Annotated in this window: 16 protein-coding genes and 1 pseudogene; 9 read left to right on the top strand and 8 right to left on the bottom strand. The window is 67.8% G+C overall.

What is annotated here, in order from left to right:
- The first annotated feature begins 263 nt into the window (after positions 1 to 263).
- Positions 264 to 484, top strand: a pseudogene (locus tag D105_RS15360) (hypothetical protein).
- A 316-nt stretch (positions 485 to 800) separates the two neighbouring features.
- On the opposite strand, the gene D105_RS0101685 reads toward D105_RS15360, so the two are convergent.
- The 4 genes from D105_RS0101685 to thiD form a co-directional block, all read right to left on the bottom strand.
- Positions 801 to 1,619 (bottom strand): sulfite exporter TauE/SafE family protein, encoded by an 819-nt coding sequence (locus D105_RS0101685; protein WP_018877288.1) that lies wholly within the window; start codon positions 1,617 to 1,619, stop codon positions 801 to 803.
- Positions 1,620 to 1,709: 90 nt separating this feature from the next.
- A complete protein-coding gene (gene hemL, locus D105_RS0101690) occupies positions 1,710 to 2,987 on the bottom strand; it encodes a glutamate-1-semialdehyde 2,1-aminomutase (RefSeq protein WP_018877289.1) in 1,278 nt (425 codons plus the stop codon).
- A 77-nt stretch (positions 2,988 to 3,064) separates the two neighbouring features.
- A complete protein-coding gene (gene thiE / locus D105_RS0101695; protein WP_018877290.1) occupies positions 3,065 to 3,709 on the bottom strand; it encodes a thiamine phosphate synthase in 645 nt (214 codons plus the stop codon).
- Positions 3,699 to 4,487: a bifunctional hydroxymethylpyrimidine kinase/phosphomethylpyrimidine kinase gene (thiD, locus tag D105_RS0101700; RefSeq protein WP_018877291.1), complete on the bottom strand. Its 789-nt coding sequence runs from the start codon at positions 4,485 to 4,487 to the stop codon at positions 3,699 to 3,701. Before thiD ends, thiE begins: the two co-directional genes overlap by 11 nt.
- Positions 4,488 to 4,570: 83 nt before the next feature.
- Between thiD and D105_RS0101705 the strand changes: the two genes are divergently transcribed.
- Positions 4,571 to 5,017 carry a hypothetical protein gene (locus D105_RS0101705; RefSeq protein ID WP_018877292.1) on the top strand — a complete coding sequence of 149 codons (447 nt, stop codon included), beginning with the start codon at positions 4,571 to 4,573 and terminating at the stop codon, positions 5,015 to 5,017.
- A 351-nt stretch (positions 5,018 to 5,368) separates the two neighbouring features.
- On the opposite strand, the gene D105_RS0101710 is transcribed toward D105_RS0101705, so the two are convergent.
- Positions 5,369 to 6,052, bottom strand: coding sequence for an HAD family phosphatase (locus D105_RS0101710; RefSeq protein WP_018877293.1), 684 nt, complete (start codon positions 6,050 to 6,052; stop codon positions 5,369 to 5,371).
- A 164-nt stretch (positions 6,053 to 6,216) separates the two neighbouring features.
- Here D105_RS0101710 and D105_RS0101715 point away from each other — a divergent pair, with 164 nt between their 5' ends.
- Together D105_RS0101715 and ptsP are read left to right on the top strand one after the other, a co-directional pair.
- The gene (locus tag D105_RS0101715; protein WP_018877294.1) at positions 6,217 to 6,777 is read left to right on the top strand and encodes an RNA pyrophosphohydrolase; all 561 of its coding nucleotides are present in this window, start codon (positions 6,217 to 6,219) and stop codon (positions 6,775 to 6,777) included.
- Positions 6,778 to 6,797: 20 nt separating this feature from the next.
- Positions 6,798 to 9,065 carry a phosphoenolpyruvate--protein phosphotransferase gene (gene ptsP / locus D105_RS0101720; protein ID WP_018877295.1) on the top strand — a complete coding sequence of 756 codons (2,268 nt, stop codon included), beginning with the start codon at positions 6,798 to 6,800 and terminating at the stop codon, positions 9,063 to 9,065.
- A gap of 46 nt (positions 9,066 to 9,111) precedes the next feature.
- Here the strand turns inward: ptsP and D105_RS0101725 are convergent, their stop codons facing one another.
- Together D105_RS0101725 and D105_RS0101730 are read right to left on the bottom strand one after the other, a co-directional pair.
- Positions 9,112 to 9,627: a CopD family protein gene (locus D105_RS0101725; protein ID WP_018876062.1), complete on the bottom strand. Its 516-nt coding sequence runs from the start codon at positions 9,625 to 9,627 to the stop codon at positions 9,112 to 9,114.
- Positions 9,628 to 9,657: 30 nt separating this feature from the next.
- Positions 9,658 to 10,173: a peroxiredoxin gene (locus D105_RS0101730; RefSeq protein ID WP_018865819.1), complete on the bottom strand. Its 516-nt coding sequence runs from the start codon at positions 10,171 to 10,173 to the stop codon at positions 9,658 to 9,660.
- 95 nt (positions 10,174 to 10,268) lie between these two features.
- On the opposite strand from D105_RS0101730, the gene argC reads away from it, so the two are divergent.
- Genes argC through erpA form a run of 4 tightly spaced genes read left to right on the top strand, consistent with a single transcriptional unit; the run spans position 10,269 to position 12,971 of the window.
- Positions 10,269 to 11,324, top strand: coding sequence for an N-acetyl-gamma-glutamyl-phosphate reductase (gene argC / locus D105_RS0101735; protein ID WP_018877296.1), 1,056 nt, complete (start codon positions 10,269 to 10,271; stop codon positions 11,322 to 11,324).
- A 28-nt stretch (positions 11,325 to 11,352) separates the two neighbouring features.
- Positions 11,353 to 12,108: a DUF6776 family protein gene (locus D105_RS0101740; protein WP_018877297.1), complete on the top strand. Its 756-nt coding sequence runs from the start codon at positions 11,353 to 11,355 to the stop codon at positions 12,106 to 12,108.
- A complete protein-coding gene (locus tag D105_RS0101745) occupies positions 12,105 to 12,539 on the top strand; it encodes a polymer-forming cytoskeletal protein (RefSeq protein WP_018877298.1) in 435 nt (144 codons plus the stop codon). The genes D105_RS0101740 and D105_RS0101745 overlap by 4 nt, the downstream gene beginning before the upstream one ends.
- Before the next feature lie 57 nt (positions 12,540 to 12,596).
- Positions 12,597 to 12,971, top strand: a complete 375-nt coding sequence (erpA, locus tag D105_RS0101750) for an iron-sulfur cluster insertion protein ErpA (RefSeq protein WP_018865815.1) — start codon at positions 12,597 to 12,599, stop codon at positions 12,969 to 12,971.
- A 56-nt stretch (positions 12,972 to 13,027) separates the two neighbouring features.
- On the opposite strand, the gene D105_RS0101755 is transcribed toward erpA, so the two are convergent.
- Positions 13,028 to 14,176, bottom strand: a complete 1,149-nt coding sequence (locus D105_RS0101755; RefSeq protein ID WP_018877299.1) for an anhydro-N-acetylmuramic acid kinase — start codon at positions 14,174 to 14,176, stop codon at positions 13,028 to 13,030.
- Positions 14,177 to 14,307: 131 nt separating this feature from the next.
- On the opposite strand from D105_RS0101755, the gene tyrS reads away from it, so the two are divergent.
- Positions 14,308 to 15,522, top strand: coding sequence for a tyrosine--tRNA ligase (gene tyrS, locus D105_RS0101760; RefSeq protein ID WP_018877300.1), 1,215 nt, complete (start codon positions 14,308 to 14,310; stop codon positions 15,520 to 15,522).
- Positions 15,523 to 15,647: the final 125 nt, after the last annotated feature.

Below are 15,647 nucleotides of genomic sequence, written 5' to 3' on the forward strand. Positions count from 1 at the left end.
AGAACGGGCTTCTTTGCTCGTGCAAAGAAGTCACCAAGAAACACGCCCGACTGCCGCGACCCCGGCCCGCTTCGCGGGCCGGGGTTTCCCTCGCTCCGAGGGTTTTCGCGGGCGGCGCTGAACTCGCTACGCTGCGCTTCGCTCAGACATCCAGCGCCCCCGTTTCTATTTTGAATCGTCCCGCGAAAACCCTCTCCGCTCGGCGCGACGACAACGGGGGGTCAAGGTCAAGACACCGGCCATCCCGACGGTCTTGCCAGTGGATGAAGGCTAGGTCTTCGAGCATCTTGGGCACCCTCGGCCTGCGGCCGTTGCGTGCCGCGCCCGCGCAGCGGGCGCCGGGGGCTTTCAAGCGCCAGGGCCGTTGTGGTGTCGTGGTGCCGGAGCACCTTCTGTTTTGACCTTCCCTTCCCGTATGAAGACCCTTGCGGAAGGGTTCTCGGGCCGGCCCGTTTTCTATAAATTCGGGGCGCTGGATGTCTGAGCGGAGCCGAAGGCGCAGCGAGTTCAGCGCCGCCGGCCCGAGGGCCCTGGAGCAGGGTTCCCGGGCGAAATCCGGGTGCCCTTCTTTGGGTCCTTTCTTGGGCAAGCAAGAAAGGACCTCGGGGCGCGCTGGCGAGTCAGCGCCGGGCAGTATGTGGACCGGAGCCACCGGAAACACCTGATGCTAAACCAGGGCCAGCCACCATCAGGCAGGCGGTGGACCGAAGGCGCCGTAAACACCGAATGGCGAAACAGTCGCTGTCACCGCCATGGTGCAACCGCCCGTTCACGCACGGGGGAGCGTTGAGGAATGCGGGCTAGCGCAGGAGCATCAGGATGCCGGCGAGGATCAGCACGCCGGCGAAGCCGCGGCGGAGGATGGCCACCGGGAGGTGGTGGGTCAGCCAGACGCCTGCGCGTACGCTGATGGCGGTCCCGATCACCACGCCGAGGATGGCCGGCAGATAGAGATAGCCCAGCGCCCACTCCGGCGCCTGGTAGGTTGGATCGGTCCACTGCGGCAGGGCGAACACCAGGCTCGCGCCGATGGAGATCGGCACGCCGAGGGCTGCGGCGGAGCCGATCGCCCGGCGCAGTTCCAGCCCCTGGCTGACCAGGAACGGCGTGGTCAGCGTGCCGCCGCCGATGCCGATCAGCGCGGAGACGGCCCCGATCACGGTGCCGCCTCCCAGCCAGACGCTGCGCCTCGGCACGGGCGCCTTCGGCGGCTGAACGTTGAGCAGCATCCAGATCCCGATCGCGACCTCGAAGGCACCGAAGATGCGCCCCAGGTGGTCGGAGTCGATGCGCGTGGCCAGCCAGGCCCCGAGCAGGGCCCCGACGATGATGCCGGGCAGCAGCCGGCGTACGGCCGCGCCGTCCACGCCGCCCCGGCGATGGTGGGCGCGGGCCGACAGGATCGCGGTCGGGATGATGGCGCCCAGCGAGGAGCCGACCGCGAGCTGTACCAGGCTGGCCGAGTCGAAGGCCAGCAGGCTGAAGATCGCGACGAACACCGGCACCAGGATCAGCCCGCCGCCGATGCCGAACATCCCGGCCGGGATGCCGGCGACCAGCCCCAGAAGCACAAATAGCAGCCCCAGCGCCAACGGTGACTGGATCAGCGTATCGATCATTCGTGCGTAGCGCCGGGTGGTGGGTAAGGGAACAGTGGGCCGGCAAACCGCTGGGGCGCTGGCCCACTGTTCAGGGGGGAGAAAGCGCGCTCAGAGCGTTTTGAAGCACTTGCGGGCGGCCTCGATGGTGGCGTCGAGGTCCGCGTCCGAGTGGGCGTTGGACATGAAGCCGGCCTCGAAGGCACTGGGGGCCAGGTAGATGCCCTCGCCCAGCATCGCGTGGAAGAAGCGGCCGAAGGCGGCGGTGTCGCAGGCGGTGGCCCCGGCGAAGTCGGTGACCTTCTGGTCCGAGAAGAACAGGCCGAACATGCCCGGCACCTGGTTGGTGGTCAGGGCGACCCCGGCCTCGCGCGCGGCGTCCTCGAAGCCCGCGACGACCTTCTTCGTGCGCTGCTCCAGTTCGTCGTGGAAGCCCGGACGGGACAGGATCTCCAGGGTCTTGAGCCCGGCGGTCATCGCGATCGGGTTTCCGGACAGGGTGCCGGCCTGGTAGACCGGACCCAGCGGCGAGAGGTGTTCCATGATCGCGCGCTTGCCACCGAAGGCCCCCACCGGCATGCCGCCGCCGATGATCTTGCCCAGCGTGGTCAGGTCCGGGGTGACGCCGAGATAGCCCTGGGCGCAGTTCTTCGAGACGCGGAAGCCGGTCATCACCTCGTCGAAGATCAGCACCGCGCCGTGCTGGTCGCAGACCTCGCGCAACGTCTCGAGAAAGCCCGGTTCCGGCGGGATGCAGTTCATGTTGCCCGCAATCGGCTCGACGATGATGCAGGCGACCTCGTCGCCCTTCTCCGCAAAGAAGGCACGCACGCCGTCGGCGTCGTTATAGGTGAGGGTGCTGGTCAGCGCGGCCAGCTCCTTCGGCACGCCGGGGGAGCTCGGCTGGCCGAGGGTCAGGGCGCCGGAGCCGGCCTTCACCAGCAGCGAGTCGCCATGGCCGTGGTAGTTGCCCTCGAACTTCACGATGCGGTCGCGCCCGGTGTAGCCGCGCGCCAGCCGGATCGCGCTCATCGTGGCCTCGGAGCCCGAGTTGGTCATGCGTACCAGGTCCATCGACGGCACCAGCTCGCAGACCTTCGCGGCCATGTCGTTCTCCAGCCGGGTCGGGCAGCCGAAGGACAGGCCGTTGTTGCAGGCCTCGCGCACCGCCTCGATCACCTCGGGGTGGGCGTGGCCGGCGACCATCGGGCCCCAGGAGCCGATGTAGTCGATGTAGCGCTGGCCGTCGGCGTCCCACATGTAGGCGCCGTTGGCGCGGTCCATGAAGATCGGGGTGCCGCCCACGCCCTTGAACGCGCGGACCGGGGAGTTCACGCCCCCGGGGATGTGCTGCTTGGCGGCCTCGAACAGACGCTCGGTTTCCTGCATGACGGTGTCCCTGTAGTTCAATGGAATCTCGGTAGGCCCGGCAACCATAGCGGCGGCCGCCGGGCGGTGCAAAGTGGTCAGTCGAACAGTGTGCTGATGCGCCGGGCGGCGGCCTCTGGATCGGGCGCGGCGCTGATGCCCTGGATCACGGCGACCAGGTCTGCCCCAGCCGCGACCACTTCCGCCGCGTTGTCCGGGGTGATGCCGCCGATGCCGCAGATCGGCAGGTCCAGGGCCGCGCGCGCCTGGCGGATCAGCTCCGGCCCGGCGAAGGCGGCCTCTGGCTTGGTCGGGGAGGCGAACATGGTGCCGAAGGCGACATAGCTCGCACCGGCCCGGGCGGCAGCTTCGGCGGGTGCCAGTTCGTTGTAGCAGGAGACCCCGACGACTGCGTCCGGCCCCAGGAGCGTGCGGGCCGCGCTCGGGTCCGGATCGTCGCGGCCCAGGTGCACGCCGTCGGCCTGGATGCGCGCGGCCAGCTCGGTGTCGTCGTTGATGATGCAGCGCGCACCGTGCGTGTGGGCAAGGGCGACCAGCTCGCGGGCGATCGCCTCGCGCGCTTTGCCCGCGAGCTCCTTGTCACGGAACTGGATCAGGCGCGCACCGCCGCGCAGCGCGGCCTCGGCATGGGCGAGGTGGGTGGCGCGCGGGTCCGCGCCCTCCGGTACCGCGGGGGTGATGAAGTAAAGCCCGCGCAGGGGCGCTCGGCTGTCAGTCGTCATGCGGGCACAAGCGGTTGGGGATGTGCTGGCCGTGACCGGGGGCGTAGCCACGGGCGATGGCATCGTTCATGAAGGCCTGGGCCTCGATTACGGCTGGCTCGATATCGCGGCCACGGGCGAGGAAGGCGGCGATCGCCGCGGCCAGGGTGCAGCCGGAGCCGTGGAAGCCGGCCGGGTGGCGTGGCAGCTCGAACGGGCGCACGTGGTCGTCCTCGCGGTAGAGGCGATTGATGATCGGGTCTTGTTCGGTGCCCTCGTGCCCGCCGGTGACCAGCACGTTGCGCGCGCCCAGCTGGCGCAGCTGGTGGCCCCACTGCGCGGGGTCCTCGCTGCGGGCCAGGCGCGCGGCCTCGGGTCCGTTCGGGGTGATCAGCGTGGCGCGCGGCAGCAGGGCCTCGCGCGTGGCGTCGACGACCGCCTCGGTGGCCAGCGCCCCGCCGCCGCCGGCGACCATCACCGGGTCCAGTACCACCGGGATGTGCGGGTGTGCGCCCAGCAGTGCGGAGACGACGGTGACATTCTCCACCGAGCCGAGCATGCCGATCTTGATCGCCGCCACCTCGAGATCGGCTAGGGTGACCTCGATCTGGGCGCGCAGCTGCTCCGGTGGCAGCACGGTAAAGTCCACCACGTTGCGGGTGTCCTGCACGGTAATCGCGGTCATGGCCGTGGCCCCGTGCACGCCGAGGCGGGTGAAGGTGGTCAGGTCGGCCTGCAGACCCGCACCGCCGCCGGGGTCGGAGCCGGCAATGGTCAGCGCGATCGGGGGATGATTCATGAATGGGGGCTCCCGTGCTAAGGTTGCGCGCGCCCCGGCACCCCCGGGGCGTTCCTGTTCCGAATCCCGGGAGTGTACGCAGCATGAGCCACGAGTTCGAAGTCGAGTCCATCCGTCCCCTGGTCGCCGCCGCCAAGGCCGGCGGTACGCTGAATGCGGAGGTCGACCAGGCCCTGGCCGCGCTGGAGCAGGAGATCAACCGGATCGCCGCCGAGCTGCAGGTGGAGCACGTGGGTCCCGGGGTGGGCATGGCGGACATGAATGCCGAGCATGTCTATCGCCTGGTAATCCGCCAGCACGAGATCGACGTGACGCGGCACGAATGGAGCCTGTGGGTCTGCGATGCGCTGGATAACTGCGACTTCCGCGCTACCTGGCCGGTCACCGGCGCCGGGCGTCTGCGCCGCAAGCAGGTGACAGCCGTAGTGCCGGAGCTGGTGACGGGCTACCGCGATGCGGTCGTGGCCGCCGGCAAGGGGGATACCCCGGCTGGCCAGCGCCTGGCGCAGATCGCGGCGGTCTTTGAGTAACGCGGATCGCTCTACGCGCCAGGCGGCGTCAGCACTGTAAAGGTCAAGGGCGGTTGCACCACGAAGCGCACGAAGACACGAAGAAAGGGCGCAGGGCGTTTGCACCACAGAGTGCACCGAAGCCACGACGAAGATTGAGCGTTTTCGCTGGGGGCTGGCGGCTGGTGGTTTCTGGGGGTGTGTGCAGGTAACGTGGCCCAGGGCGCGGCTTGTACCCTTCGCTCGGTCCAATCAATTCGATCCGTCGAGCCTTCCTTTGATTTTCTTCGTTTCTTCGTTTCTTCGTTTCTTCGCGTGCTTCGTGGTGAAATCAGCTCACCGTGCCAAGGGCACGAAGCGTCTGGTAGCGCCTTAAGCTGCGCTGTCGGGGTCGCGCAGCGAGATGACCGGCCAGCCCTTGTTGCGGGCATGTTCCGCGAGGGTGGGGTCCGGGTCCACGGCCACCGGGCGGCCGACCTGCTCCAGCAGGGGGATGTCGTTGCGCGAGTCGCTGTAGAAGCTGGCCTGCGTGATGGTGCCCTCGGGATCCGGGTGATCGGCGAGGTGCTGGCGCAGGCGCTCGATCTTGCCCTCCTGAAAGCAGGGCACGCCGGTCAGTTCGCCGGTGAACTCCCCGTCTTCGCGTTCCTCCGCCAGGGTGGCGATCAAGTGGTCCACGCCGAGGAGGTCGGCAATCGGCTGGGTCACGAACTGGTTGGTCGCGGTGATGATGACCAGCTCGTCTCCGGCCTCGCGGTGCTTGTCCAGCAGACGCTGGGCGCCGGGGGCGATCATCGGCCGGATCAGCGTCTCGATGAACTGCTCGCGCCATTGTTCCAGCTGCGCGCGTGGGTGCTCGGCCAGCGGGCTGAACGCGAAGCGGCAGAACTCGTGGATGTCGAGGACGCCCGCGACATACTCCTGATAGAAGCGGTCATTGGTCTCGGCGTGGCAGGTCGGGTGCACGGCGCCCACCTCGGCCAGGAACTGGTTCCAGGCGTGATCGCTATCGCCGGCAAGAAGGGTGTTGTCGAGGTCGAACAGGGCCAGGGCCATGGGGTGATTCTCGGGTTGGCATGAGTCGGGCGAAAGTGTACCGGCGGGCGTGGCGGCCTGCAGCCTCGCATCCCCCGTCGGGCCCGCACCGGAGGCCGGGTAGGGGCTTTGCCGCCAGGGCGTCCGCTGTGGAACAATGCCAGTAATAGAAAAGCGTCTGGCTGATGCAAGTGATTGATTGTGACGGGTATCGCGCAAACGTAGGCATCATCCTGTGCAACGCGGAAAGACAGCTGTTCTGGGGCAAGCGGGTCGGTCAGGAGGCCTGGCAGTTCCCCCAGGGGGGCGTGCACGCGGAAGAAACGCCGGAAGAGGCGATGTACCGCGAGTTGCGCGAGGAGACCGGCCTGTTCCCCCGGCACGTCGAGGTGCTGGGCAGCACGCGTCATTGGCTGCGCTATCGCCTGCCGGAGCGCATGGTCCGGCGCCATCAACGCCCGGTCTGCATCGGCCAGAAGCAGCGCTGGTTCCTGCTGCGCATGGTCGGAGATGAGAACGACGTGGTGCTGAATGCAATGGAAACCCCGGAATTCGATGACTGGCGCTGGATCGATTACTGGCGCCCGGCGCGCGAGGTCGTGCACTTCAAGCGCCAGGTCTACCGCCGGGCGCTGTGCGAACTGGTGCCGCTGATGTTCCCCGAGCTGGATCAGGGGCGCGCCCGCGGTTCCGATAGCCGCACCCCGGAACCCTCGCTGAACCGCCCGTCGGTGTCGTCGCGTTGACGGTCCCGAAGCAGCCCTCGATGCTCGAGGTCCTGCGCCGCGTGGTGCAGGAGGTCAATGGTGCGGCCGATTTCTTCGAAGCACTGCACATCATCGTCACGCGGGTGAAGGCGGCGCTGGAGATCGATGTCTGCTCGATTTACCTGAAGTCGCCACAGTCCGGGCGCCTGGTGCTGATGGCCTCGGAAGGTCTGCGTTCGGAATCGGTGGGGCAGGTCGAGATGGACCCGTCGGAAGGCCTGGTCGGTCTGGTCGCCTCGCGCGCCGAGCCGGTCAACCTCGACAGCGCCCAGGATCACCCGCGCTTTCGCTACTTCCCGGAGACCGGCGAGGAGCACTTCCTCGCGTTCCTGGGCGTGCCGATCATCCATCAGCGCAGCCTGCTGGGCGTGCTGGTGGTGCAGCAGCACCAGGCGCGCAAGTTCGATGACGAACACGTCTCCTTCCTGATCACCCTGGCCGCGCAGCTGGCCGGGGCGATCGCCTACGCCGAGTTCAACGACGAGATCTCCTCCGAGACCCCGCTGATCGGTCATGTGAACGTCGAGGCCACCGGCATCGCCGGCTCGCCCGGCGTAGCCATCGGGCGCGCCGTGGTGGCCTACCGGCTGGCCGATCTCGATTCCATCCCGGATCGCGAGAGTGCCGGGGTGGACGGCGAGCTGGAGCACTTCAAGCAGGCGGTCGCGGAGACGCGCACCGAGATCGAGGACCTGAAGCAGCGTATGGGCGAGGCCCTGGGGCCGGACGAGCAGGTGCTGTTCGATGCCTACCTGATGCTGCTGGGGTCCGACTCGCTGGTGCACAAGACCGAGGCGCGCATCCGCAACGGCCAGTGGGCGCCCGCCGCGCTGCGCGACACGGTGCGCGAGAGCGTGCGGGTGTTCGAGGACATGGAGGACCCGTACCTGCGTGAGCGCGCGGCCGACGTGCGGGACCTCGGTCGGCGCGTGCTGTCGCATCTGCTGCCGGCGGATCGCAGCCAGGACGAGTTTCCCGAGGGCGGCATCCTGGTCGGGGACGACCTGACCGCGTCGCACCTGGCGGAGGTGCCGATCGAGCGGCTGGGGGCGATGGTCTCGGCCAAGGGGACCGGTTCCTCGCATATCGCGATCCTCGCGCGCGCGCTGAACATCCCGGCGGTCATGGGGGTGTCCGAGCTCCCTGTGGGCCGGCTGGAGGGGCGCGAGACCCTGGTCGACGGCTATCGCGGCCGGCTGTTCGTGAACCCCAACGCCGAGTTGCGCGCGGAGTTCGAGCGTCTGGTGCGCGAGGAGCGCGAGCTGGCGGAGGACCTGCGTGCGCTGGCCAAGGACGCGGCCGAGACCCGGGACGGGGTCGCCGTGCCGGTGCTGGCGAATTCCGGGCTGCTGGCGGACATCAAGCCGTCGCTGGAGTCCGGGGCCGAGGGGGTGGGGCTGTACCGCACCGAGGTCCCGTTCATGATCCGCGACCGCTTCCCCGGCGAGGAGGAGCAGGTCCAGCTGTACGAGCAGGTGCTCGCCTCCTTCGATCCCATGCCGGTGACCCTGCGGACCCTGGATATCGGCGGCGACAAGGCCCTGCCGTACTTCCCGGTCAAGGAGGACAATCCGTTCCTCGGCTGGCGCGGCATCCGCATCTCGCTGGACCACCCGGAGATCTTCCTGACCCAGCTGCGGGCGATGCTCAAGGCGAGCCGGTCGCACGACAACCTGCAGATCCTGTTCCCGATGATCTCGGCGCTGGACGAGCTGAAGGGGTCGATGAGCCTGCTCAACCGGGCGCGCGAGGAACTGCTGGACGAGGGCTTCCGCATCCCGATGCCGCGGGTCGGCGTGATGGTGGAGGTGCCGGCGGCGGTCTACATGTCGGAGATGCTCGCCCGGCGGGTGGATTTTCTTTCGGTGGGCACCAACGATCTGGTCCAGTACCTGCTGGCGGTGGATCGCAACAACGCCCGCGTGGCGCACCTCTACGACACCCTGCACCCGGCCTGCATCCACGCGCTGGAGACGATCACCGAGGGCTCGCACCGGGCCGGCAAGCCGGTCAGCGTGTGCGGGGAGATGGCGGCTGACCCGGCCGCGGTGATCCTGCTGCTGGGGATGGGGATCGACAGCCTGAGTGTCAGCGTGTCCTCGATCCCGCGGGTGAAATGGGTCATCCGCAGCTTCTCCACCGACCGCGCCGAGGCGCTGCTGGCGCAATGCCGGCTGCTGGAAAACGCCGATCAGATCCGCTCGCTGCTCAATAACGCCCTGGTCCAGGCGGGGCTGGGCGGTCTGGTGCGCGCCGGCAAGACCTGACGCCGGGAGTCCGTGTTCCGGCGCCCGCGGTTGTCCGGGGGACCCGCTATCCGTTGCGACTGGCTCGCCACAGCGCGATCAGCGCGCTCAGCAGGAAGATCCCGAGCACCACCCCGATGGCGATCAGGGCGTCGGGGATCGAGCGGTTGATCACCAGCACCACCGCGCCCACCAGGATGGGAACCGGCACCTCGTTGAACCAGCGATACCAGGTGTGATCGCGACGGTTCAGGTCGTCGCGGAAGTCGCGCACGATCTTGCCGCACCAGACGTGATAGGCGACCAGGATTGCGATCAGGGTCAGCTTGAAGTGCATCCACGGCTCGGCCAGATAGAACGAGCGATCCACCAGCATGGCCACGCCGAAGGCAATGGTGATCAGGGCGCCGGGGGTCATGATCCCGTAGAACAGCTTGCGCTCCATGATCTTGAAGCGCTCGTGGCCCAGGGCGTCCTCGGTCATCGCGTGATAGACGAACAGGCGGGGCAGATAGAACAGCCCGGCGAACCAGGTGACCATGAAGATCACGTGCAGGCTGAGGAACCAGTTGTAGGCTTGCATGGAGGTCCTTCTCGTCGGGCGGTGCCGGGCTTACGAGAGCCAGCGTTCCAGGTGGCGTTCGATCTGTTCGAAGTCCGGGTCGCCCAGCTTCTGATAGACGATGCGGCCATTCGGCGAGATCAGGAAGGTGGTCGGCGTCAGACGTACGCCGCCGTAGGCCTGGGAAAAGGCATCGTCGCTGTCGTGGATGACCTTGTAGGGCATCCCGCGATCCTCGCGCATGGCCTCCACGCGGTTGATCGGGTCGTAGGACAGCGCGACCGCGAGCAGCTCGAATCCCTTGTCCGCGTAGGTCTCGTGCAGGTGGATCAGTTCCGGGATCTCGCGAATGCAGGAGGGACAGTTGGTGGCCCAGAACGAGATCATCACCGGCCGTCCCTCGTAGTCCTCCAGCGACACCTGTTCGCCATCCAGTGTGGTGGCGGCGAAGGCGGGCGCCGGGCGCATGCCGTCGTCGGTCAGCCAGATGGTCGCGGCAATGGCGACCAGCGCGATGATGAAGATGCCTCCGAAGATGGCCTTGCGGTCGATCCTGACTTTGCTCATGAGGTGTGATCCGTTGATCGAATAGCCTGCAAATGTGGACTGGCAGGGCGGGCGTGCGTTCCGTGGCCCCGGCCAAGGCGGTATCATGCCGCAGCATGACGAATGCAACCAACAGCAAACCCATCCGCATCGGGGTTGTCGGTGCCACCGGCTATACCGGTGTGGAATTGCTGCGCCTGCTGGCGCGGCACCCGGCGGCCGATCTGCAGGTGGTGACCTCGCGGGGCGAGGCGGGCACGCCCGTGGCCGAACTGTTCCCGAGCCTGCGTGGCGCGGTCGACGCGGTGTTTCAGGCGCCGGATGAGGCTACCCTGGGCGAGTGCGACGTGGTCTTTTTCGCGACCCCGCACGGGGTGGCCCACGCGCTGGCCGCGCCCCTGCTGGAGCGGGGCACGCGCATCATCGATCTGTCGGCGGATTTCCGCATCCGCGATCCCGATCTGTGGGCGCAGTGGTACGGGCAGGCCCATGGCGCGCCCGAGTATCTGGGCGAGGCCGTGTACGGCCTGCCCGAGCTGAACCGGACGCTCATCCGCGATGCCCGCCTGATCGCGGTGCCGGGCTGTTATCCGACGGCCGTGACGCTTGCGGTTCTGCCCCTGCTGGAGGCCGGCCTGATCGATCCGGCGGACGTGATCGCGGATGCCAAGAGCGGTGTCAGCGGGGCTGGGCGCAAGGCGCAGATCGGCGGGCTGTTCGCCGAGGTGCAGGAGGACTTTCGTGCCTACGCCAGCGGCGGGCACCGGCACTGGCCGGAGATCCATCAGACGCTGAGCGGGGTGGCCGGGCAGTCCGTGGGGCTGATCTTCCAGCCGCATCTGGTGCCCATGACGCGCGGGATTCACGCGACCCTCTATCTGCGCCCGCTGGCGGCGGATGCGGACTGGCAGGTCTGTTTCGAGCAGCGCTACCGCGACGAGCCGTTTGTCGACGTGCTGTCGCCCGGGGCCCATCCGCAGACCTCCAGTGTGCGCGGCAGCAATGTCTGTCGGGTGGCGCTGGCGCAGCCGCCGCATTCCGGTCGACTGATGGTGCTTTCGGTGATTGACAACCTGGTGAAGGGCGCGGCCGGGCAGGCCGTGCAGAACATGAACCTGATGTTTGGCCAGCCGGAAACCGCAGGCCTGGACGCGCTGCCGGTCTTCCCCTGATGCCGGGTCTGGCCGCATGAGTATTCCGGTGCCGCGTCTGCCCCGGCGGCCGCGGATCCCGGCTCGGCGGCGGGCGTCCGGACGGCGCCGCGGAACGTGGTGGGCCGGCCTGCTGACAATCGCGCTGGTCCTGGCTGCGGTCGCCGGGGGACTGGGCTGGCTGGCCAGCGAGCGACACGACGGGACGGCGGGTGTGGAACCGCAGGCAGGGATCGACGCCCTGCGGGCGGACCTGGAGCGGGAGGTCGCCGCGCGCCAGACCGCCGAGGAGGCGCTGCGCCGCGCCGAGCAGCACCTGGCAATCAAGGAGGCCGAGCTGGCGGCCTATGCCGGTGACATCGAGCGCCAGGAGAAAGAACTGCAGACGTTGCGCGACGAACTGGCGTTTTATCAGCGTCTCGCGGAAGGCTCGGGCGAGGACGGTCTGGGCATCCGGGCCCTCCGGTTGCAGCCGACCGGGCAGTCCGGTGTGTTCGATGTCAGCTTTCAGCTTTACCGTCCGGGGCTGGGCCGCTCGGTGGATCTGCGCTGGTCGCTGGAGGTGGACGGCCTCGCGGCGGACGCGGAAGAGCCGAGCACCCTGGATGCCGAGGCGCTGGGGCTGGATTCCGGGCGTACGCTGGAAGAGCTGCGGTTGCTGCGGCATCAGCGCGTCCGGATCCGGCTGCCGGAGGGCTTCGAGCCGCAGCACCTGACGTTGCGCGCGAGCGCCGAAGATGACGAGGAACTGGATCCGGTTTCCGAACGGGCCGACTGGGATCGCCTGCTGGAGGGCATGCAATGATGGGACGCAAGAAGGGCCGCCGGGCGGGCAAGGTGGACACGCTGGTTGGGCGCAATACGGTGATCCATGGCGATGTCGAGTTCGGGGGCGGGTTGCACATCGAGGGTCGCGTGATCGGCGATATCCGGGCCACCACCGATCCTTCCGCCGTTCTGGTGGTGGCGGACGGGGGCGTGATCGAGGGCCATATCGCGGTCCCGCACCTGCTGATGAACGGAGAGGTGCAGGGCGATGTCCATGTAGGCGAGCATGTGGAACTCGGCGAGACGGCCCGTCTGGTGGGCAATCTCTACTACACCATGCTGCAGATGGCAGAAGGCGCGCAGATCGACGGCCTGCTCAAGCGGGTGGATCACCCGCTCCAGGGTGAACTGGAGGGGCCTGGCGAGACCCAGGCCCTGACCAATCCCACGGAAGGTGGGCATTCTTGACTCTGGGGCTCAGTCTTCCGTAGCGTGAATGAAAATGATTATTACAGGAGGCCCCGAATGTCCGAGCCCATGACGTCCGAAGCGGAGATGGACATCGAAATCCCCAGCCCGCTGATCTTTACCGATGCCGCGGCCACCAAGGTGAAGGGGCTGATCGAGGAAGAGAACAACGACAACCTGAAGCTGCGCGTATTCGTCAGCGGCGGCGGTTGCTCCGGCTTCCAGTACGGCTTCACCTTTGACGAAACCGTGGGTGATGGCGACACCGTGGTCGAGAATGGCGGGGTGACCCTGCTGATCGATCCGATGAGCTTCCAGTATCTGGCCGGCGCCGAGATCGACTACACCGAGGGCCTGGAGGGCGCGCAGTTCGTCATCCGCAACCCGAACGCCACCACGACCTGCGGCTGCGGCTCCAGCTTCTCGGTCTGAAGCCGACCGCAAGCGACTCAGGCGAAGGCCCGATCCGGTGGATCGGGCCTTTTTTGTTACCGGCCCTGGTCCGCGGGGTCGGTGGGGCGGGCGTGGCCGGGGATGATGCAGCCGAGTACCCGCGGCCCACGCGCACCGGTTACCTCGGGAAGATTGCCGGGCTCCCCCGCAAGGGTGCGGGCCGCCAGCCACGCAAATGCGGCGCCTTCCACCTGTTGCGGAGGGATGCCATGGCGTTCGGTGGACTCCACGCGGGTATCGGGCAGAGCCTGCGCCAGGCGCTGCATCAGGTAGCGGTTGTGCGCGCCGCCGCCACACACCAGCAGGCGGGCGGGCGGCTGCGGATCCAGATGCGTCAGGGCGCGGCGTACGCCTTCCACCGTCAGTTCGGCCAGGGTGGCCTGGAGGTCCGCGGGCCGGAGCTGGTCGAGGCGGTCACCCGCGACATGGCGCAGCCACGCGGGGGAAAAGTACTCGGGTCCCGTGCTCTTGGGCGGGGGGCGCCGGAAGAACGGGTCCTCCAGCAGTCGGGCCAGTAGCTCGGGGTCGGGTGTTCCGCTGCGTGCCCAGTCACCATCCCGGTCGAACGGGGTCGAGTGGTGGCGCCGGTTCCAGTCGTCCATCAGGGTATTGGCGGGTCCGCAGTCGAAGCCGATCACGGGTGCCCCGGGTGGCAGCCAGGTGACGTTGGCGATGCCTCCGAGGTTCAGCACCGCGCGCGTCTCGTCCGGTGCGCCGAACTGCATCGCATGAAAGCCGCAGGCCAGCGGGGCACCCTCGCCCCCGGCGGCGATGTCGCGCGGGCGAAACTGGGCCACGGTGTCGATCCCTGTGGCCTCCGCAATACGGAACGGATCTCCGATCTGCCAGGTGAAGGGCGGTTCGGCGTCCGGGGCGTGGTGAACGGTCTGTCCGTGACTGCCGATCGCGCGAATCGCGCCGGGTGCCAGGCCGGTCTGGTCGAGCAGGGTCTGGACCGCGCGGGCGAACAGCATCCCCAGACGTGCGTCCAGCATCCCGAGGTGCCGGTATTGCACGGCCTCGCTGGTGGCGGCGGTCGCCAGTTCCAGGGCCAGGTCGTCGGGGTAGTCCAGCTGGCAGTGATCCACGACGGTGACGGCCCCGTCCTCGCGGATCTCGGTGAGGACGGCGTCCACGCCGTCCCGGCTGGTGCCGGACATCAATCCGATAAAGCGTTGTGTCATGCGCGTGTTCCTCAGGCCGTGTTGGACCCATTCTGGACCACGGCCGTGTTTCGCGTCTGTCCGGGCCTCGCGGTATCCTTGCGCGCGTCCGGCCCGCCCGGCCGGTTCTCCGATCTCGAACAAGGGGCGACATGGAACTCGAAGACCAGCTGGCCGTGATTCGTCGCGGCGCCGATGAAATCCTGCTCGAGGACGATCTCGTCGAGCGTCTCAAGACGGGCCGCCCCTTGCGGATCAAGGCGGGATTCGACCCCACCGCCCCGGACTTGCACCTGGGCCATACGGTGCTGATCAACAAGCTGCGCCAGCTGCAGGATCTGGGGCACCATATCCTGTTCCTGATCGGCGATTTCACCGGCCGCATTGGCGATCCCTCGGGCAAGAACGCCACGCGCCCGCCGCTGTCCAGCGAGGATATCGAGCGCAATGCCGCGACCTATCGCGAGCAGGTGTTCCGCATCCTCGATCCCGAGCGTACGGAGGTCGTCTTCAATTCCACCTGGATGGAACCGCTGGGCGCCGCAGGCATGGTCCAGCTTGCCTCGCGCCAGACCGTGGCGCGCATGCTCGAGCGCGACGACTTCCACAAGCGCTACACCGAACACCAGCCGATCGCGATCCACGAGTTCCTGTACCCCCTCATCCAGGGCTACGACTCCGTGGCGTTGAAGGCGGACATGGAGCTCGGGGGGACTGACCAGAAGTTCAATCTCCTGGTGGGCCGCGAACTGCAGAAGCAGGAAGGGCAGCCACCCCAGGTCATCCTCACCATGCCGATCCTGGAGGGACTCGACGGCGTCCAGAAGATGAGCAAGTCCCTGAACAACTATATCGGCGTCCAGGATTCTCCTGACGACATGTTCGGCAAGCTGATGTCGATCTCCGATGACCTGATGTGGCGTTATTTCGAGCTGCTCAGTCTGCGGCCCATGCATGACATCCGCGAGGCTCGGCGTGCGGCCGGTACCGGGGAGCGCAACCCGCGTGACATCAAATTCGAGCTCGGCCGCGAACTGGTCGATCGCTTCCACGGCCCGGGGCGTGGCGAAAAGGCCCAGGCGCGCTTCGTCGAGCGCTTCCAGAAGCAGATCGTCCCGGAGGATCTTCCCCGGGTCACCGTCGCGGTCCCGCCCGACGGCATGCTCCTGCCCAATGTCCTCAAGGGGGCGGGGCTGGTTGCCTCCACCTCCGAGGGGCGCAACATGCTCCGGCAGGGCGCAGTCCGCATCGATGGCGAACGCGTGGAGGACGCCGGACGTAGCCTGGAGCCGGGCCAGACTCTGGTGATGCAGGTCGGAAAACGCCGTCTGGCGCGGGTCACCCTGGAGCCTGAAAGCGGTGCCTGATCCGCGTTGCAAAAATATTTCGCGAATCCTCTTGACCGATTTCTGTCACCCCCTATAATGCGCGCTCACCGAACGGCAGCGCCGCTTCGGAGATCCGCAGAAACCGGGCGGATCGACCCGCTCCA

This window comes from Thioalkalivibrio sp. ALE28 (assembly GCF_000377425.1).
GTDB lineage: Bacteria > Pseudomonadota > Gammaproteobacteria > Ectothiorhodospirales > Ectothiorhodospiraceae > Thioalkalivibrio.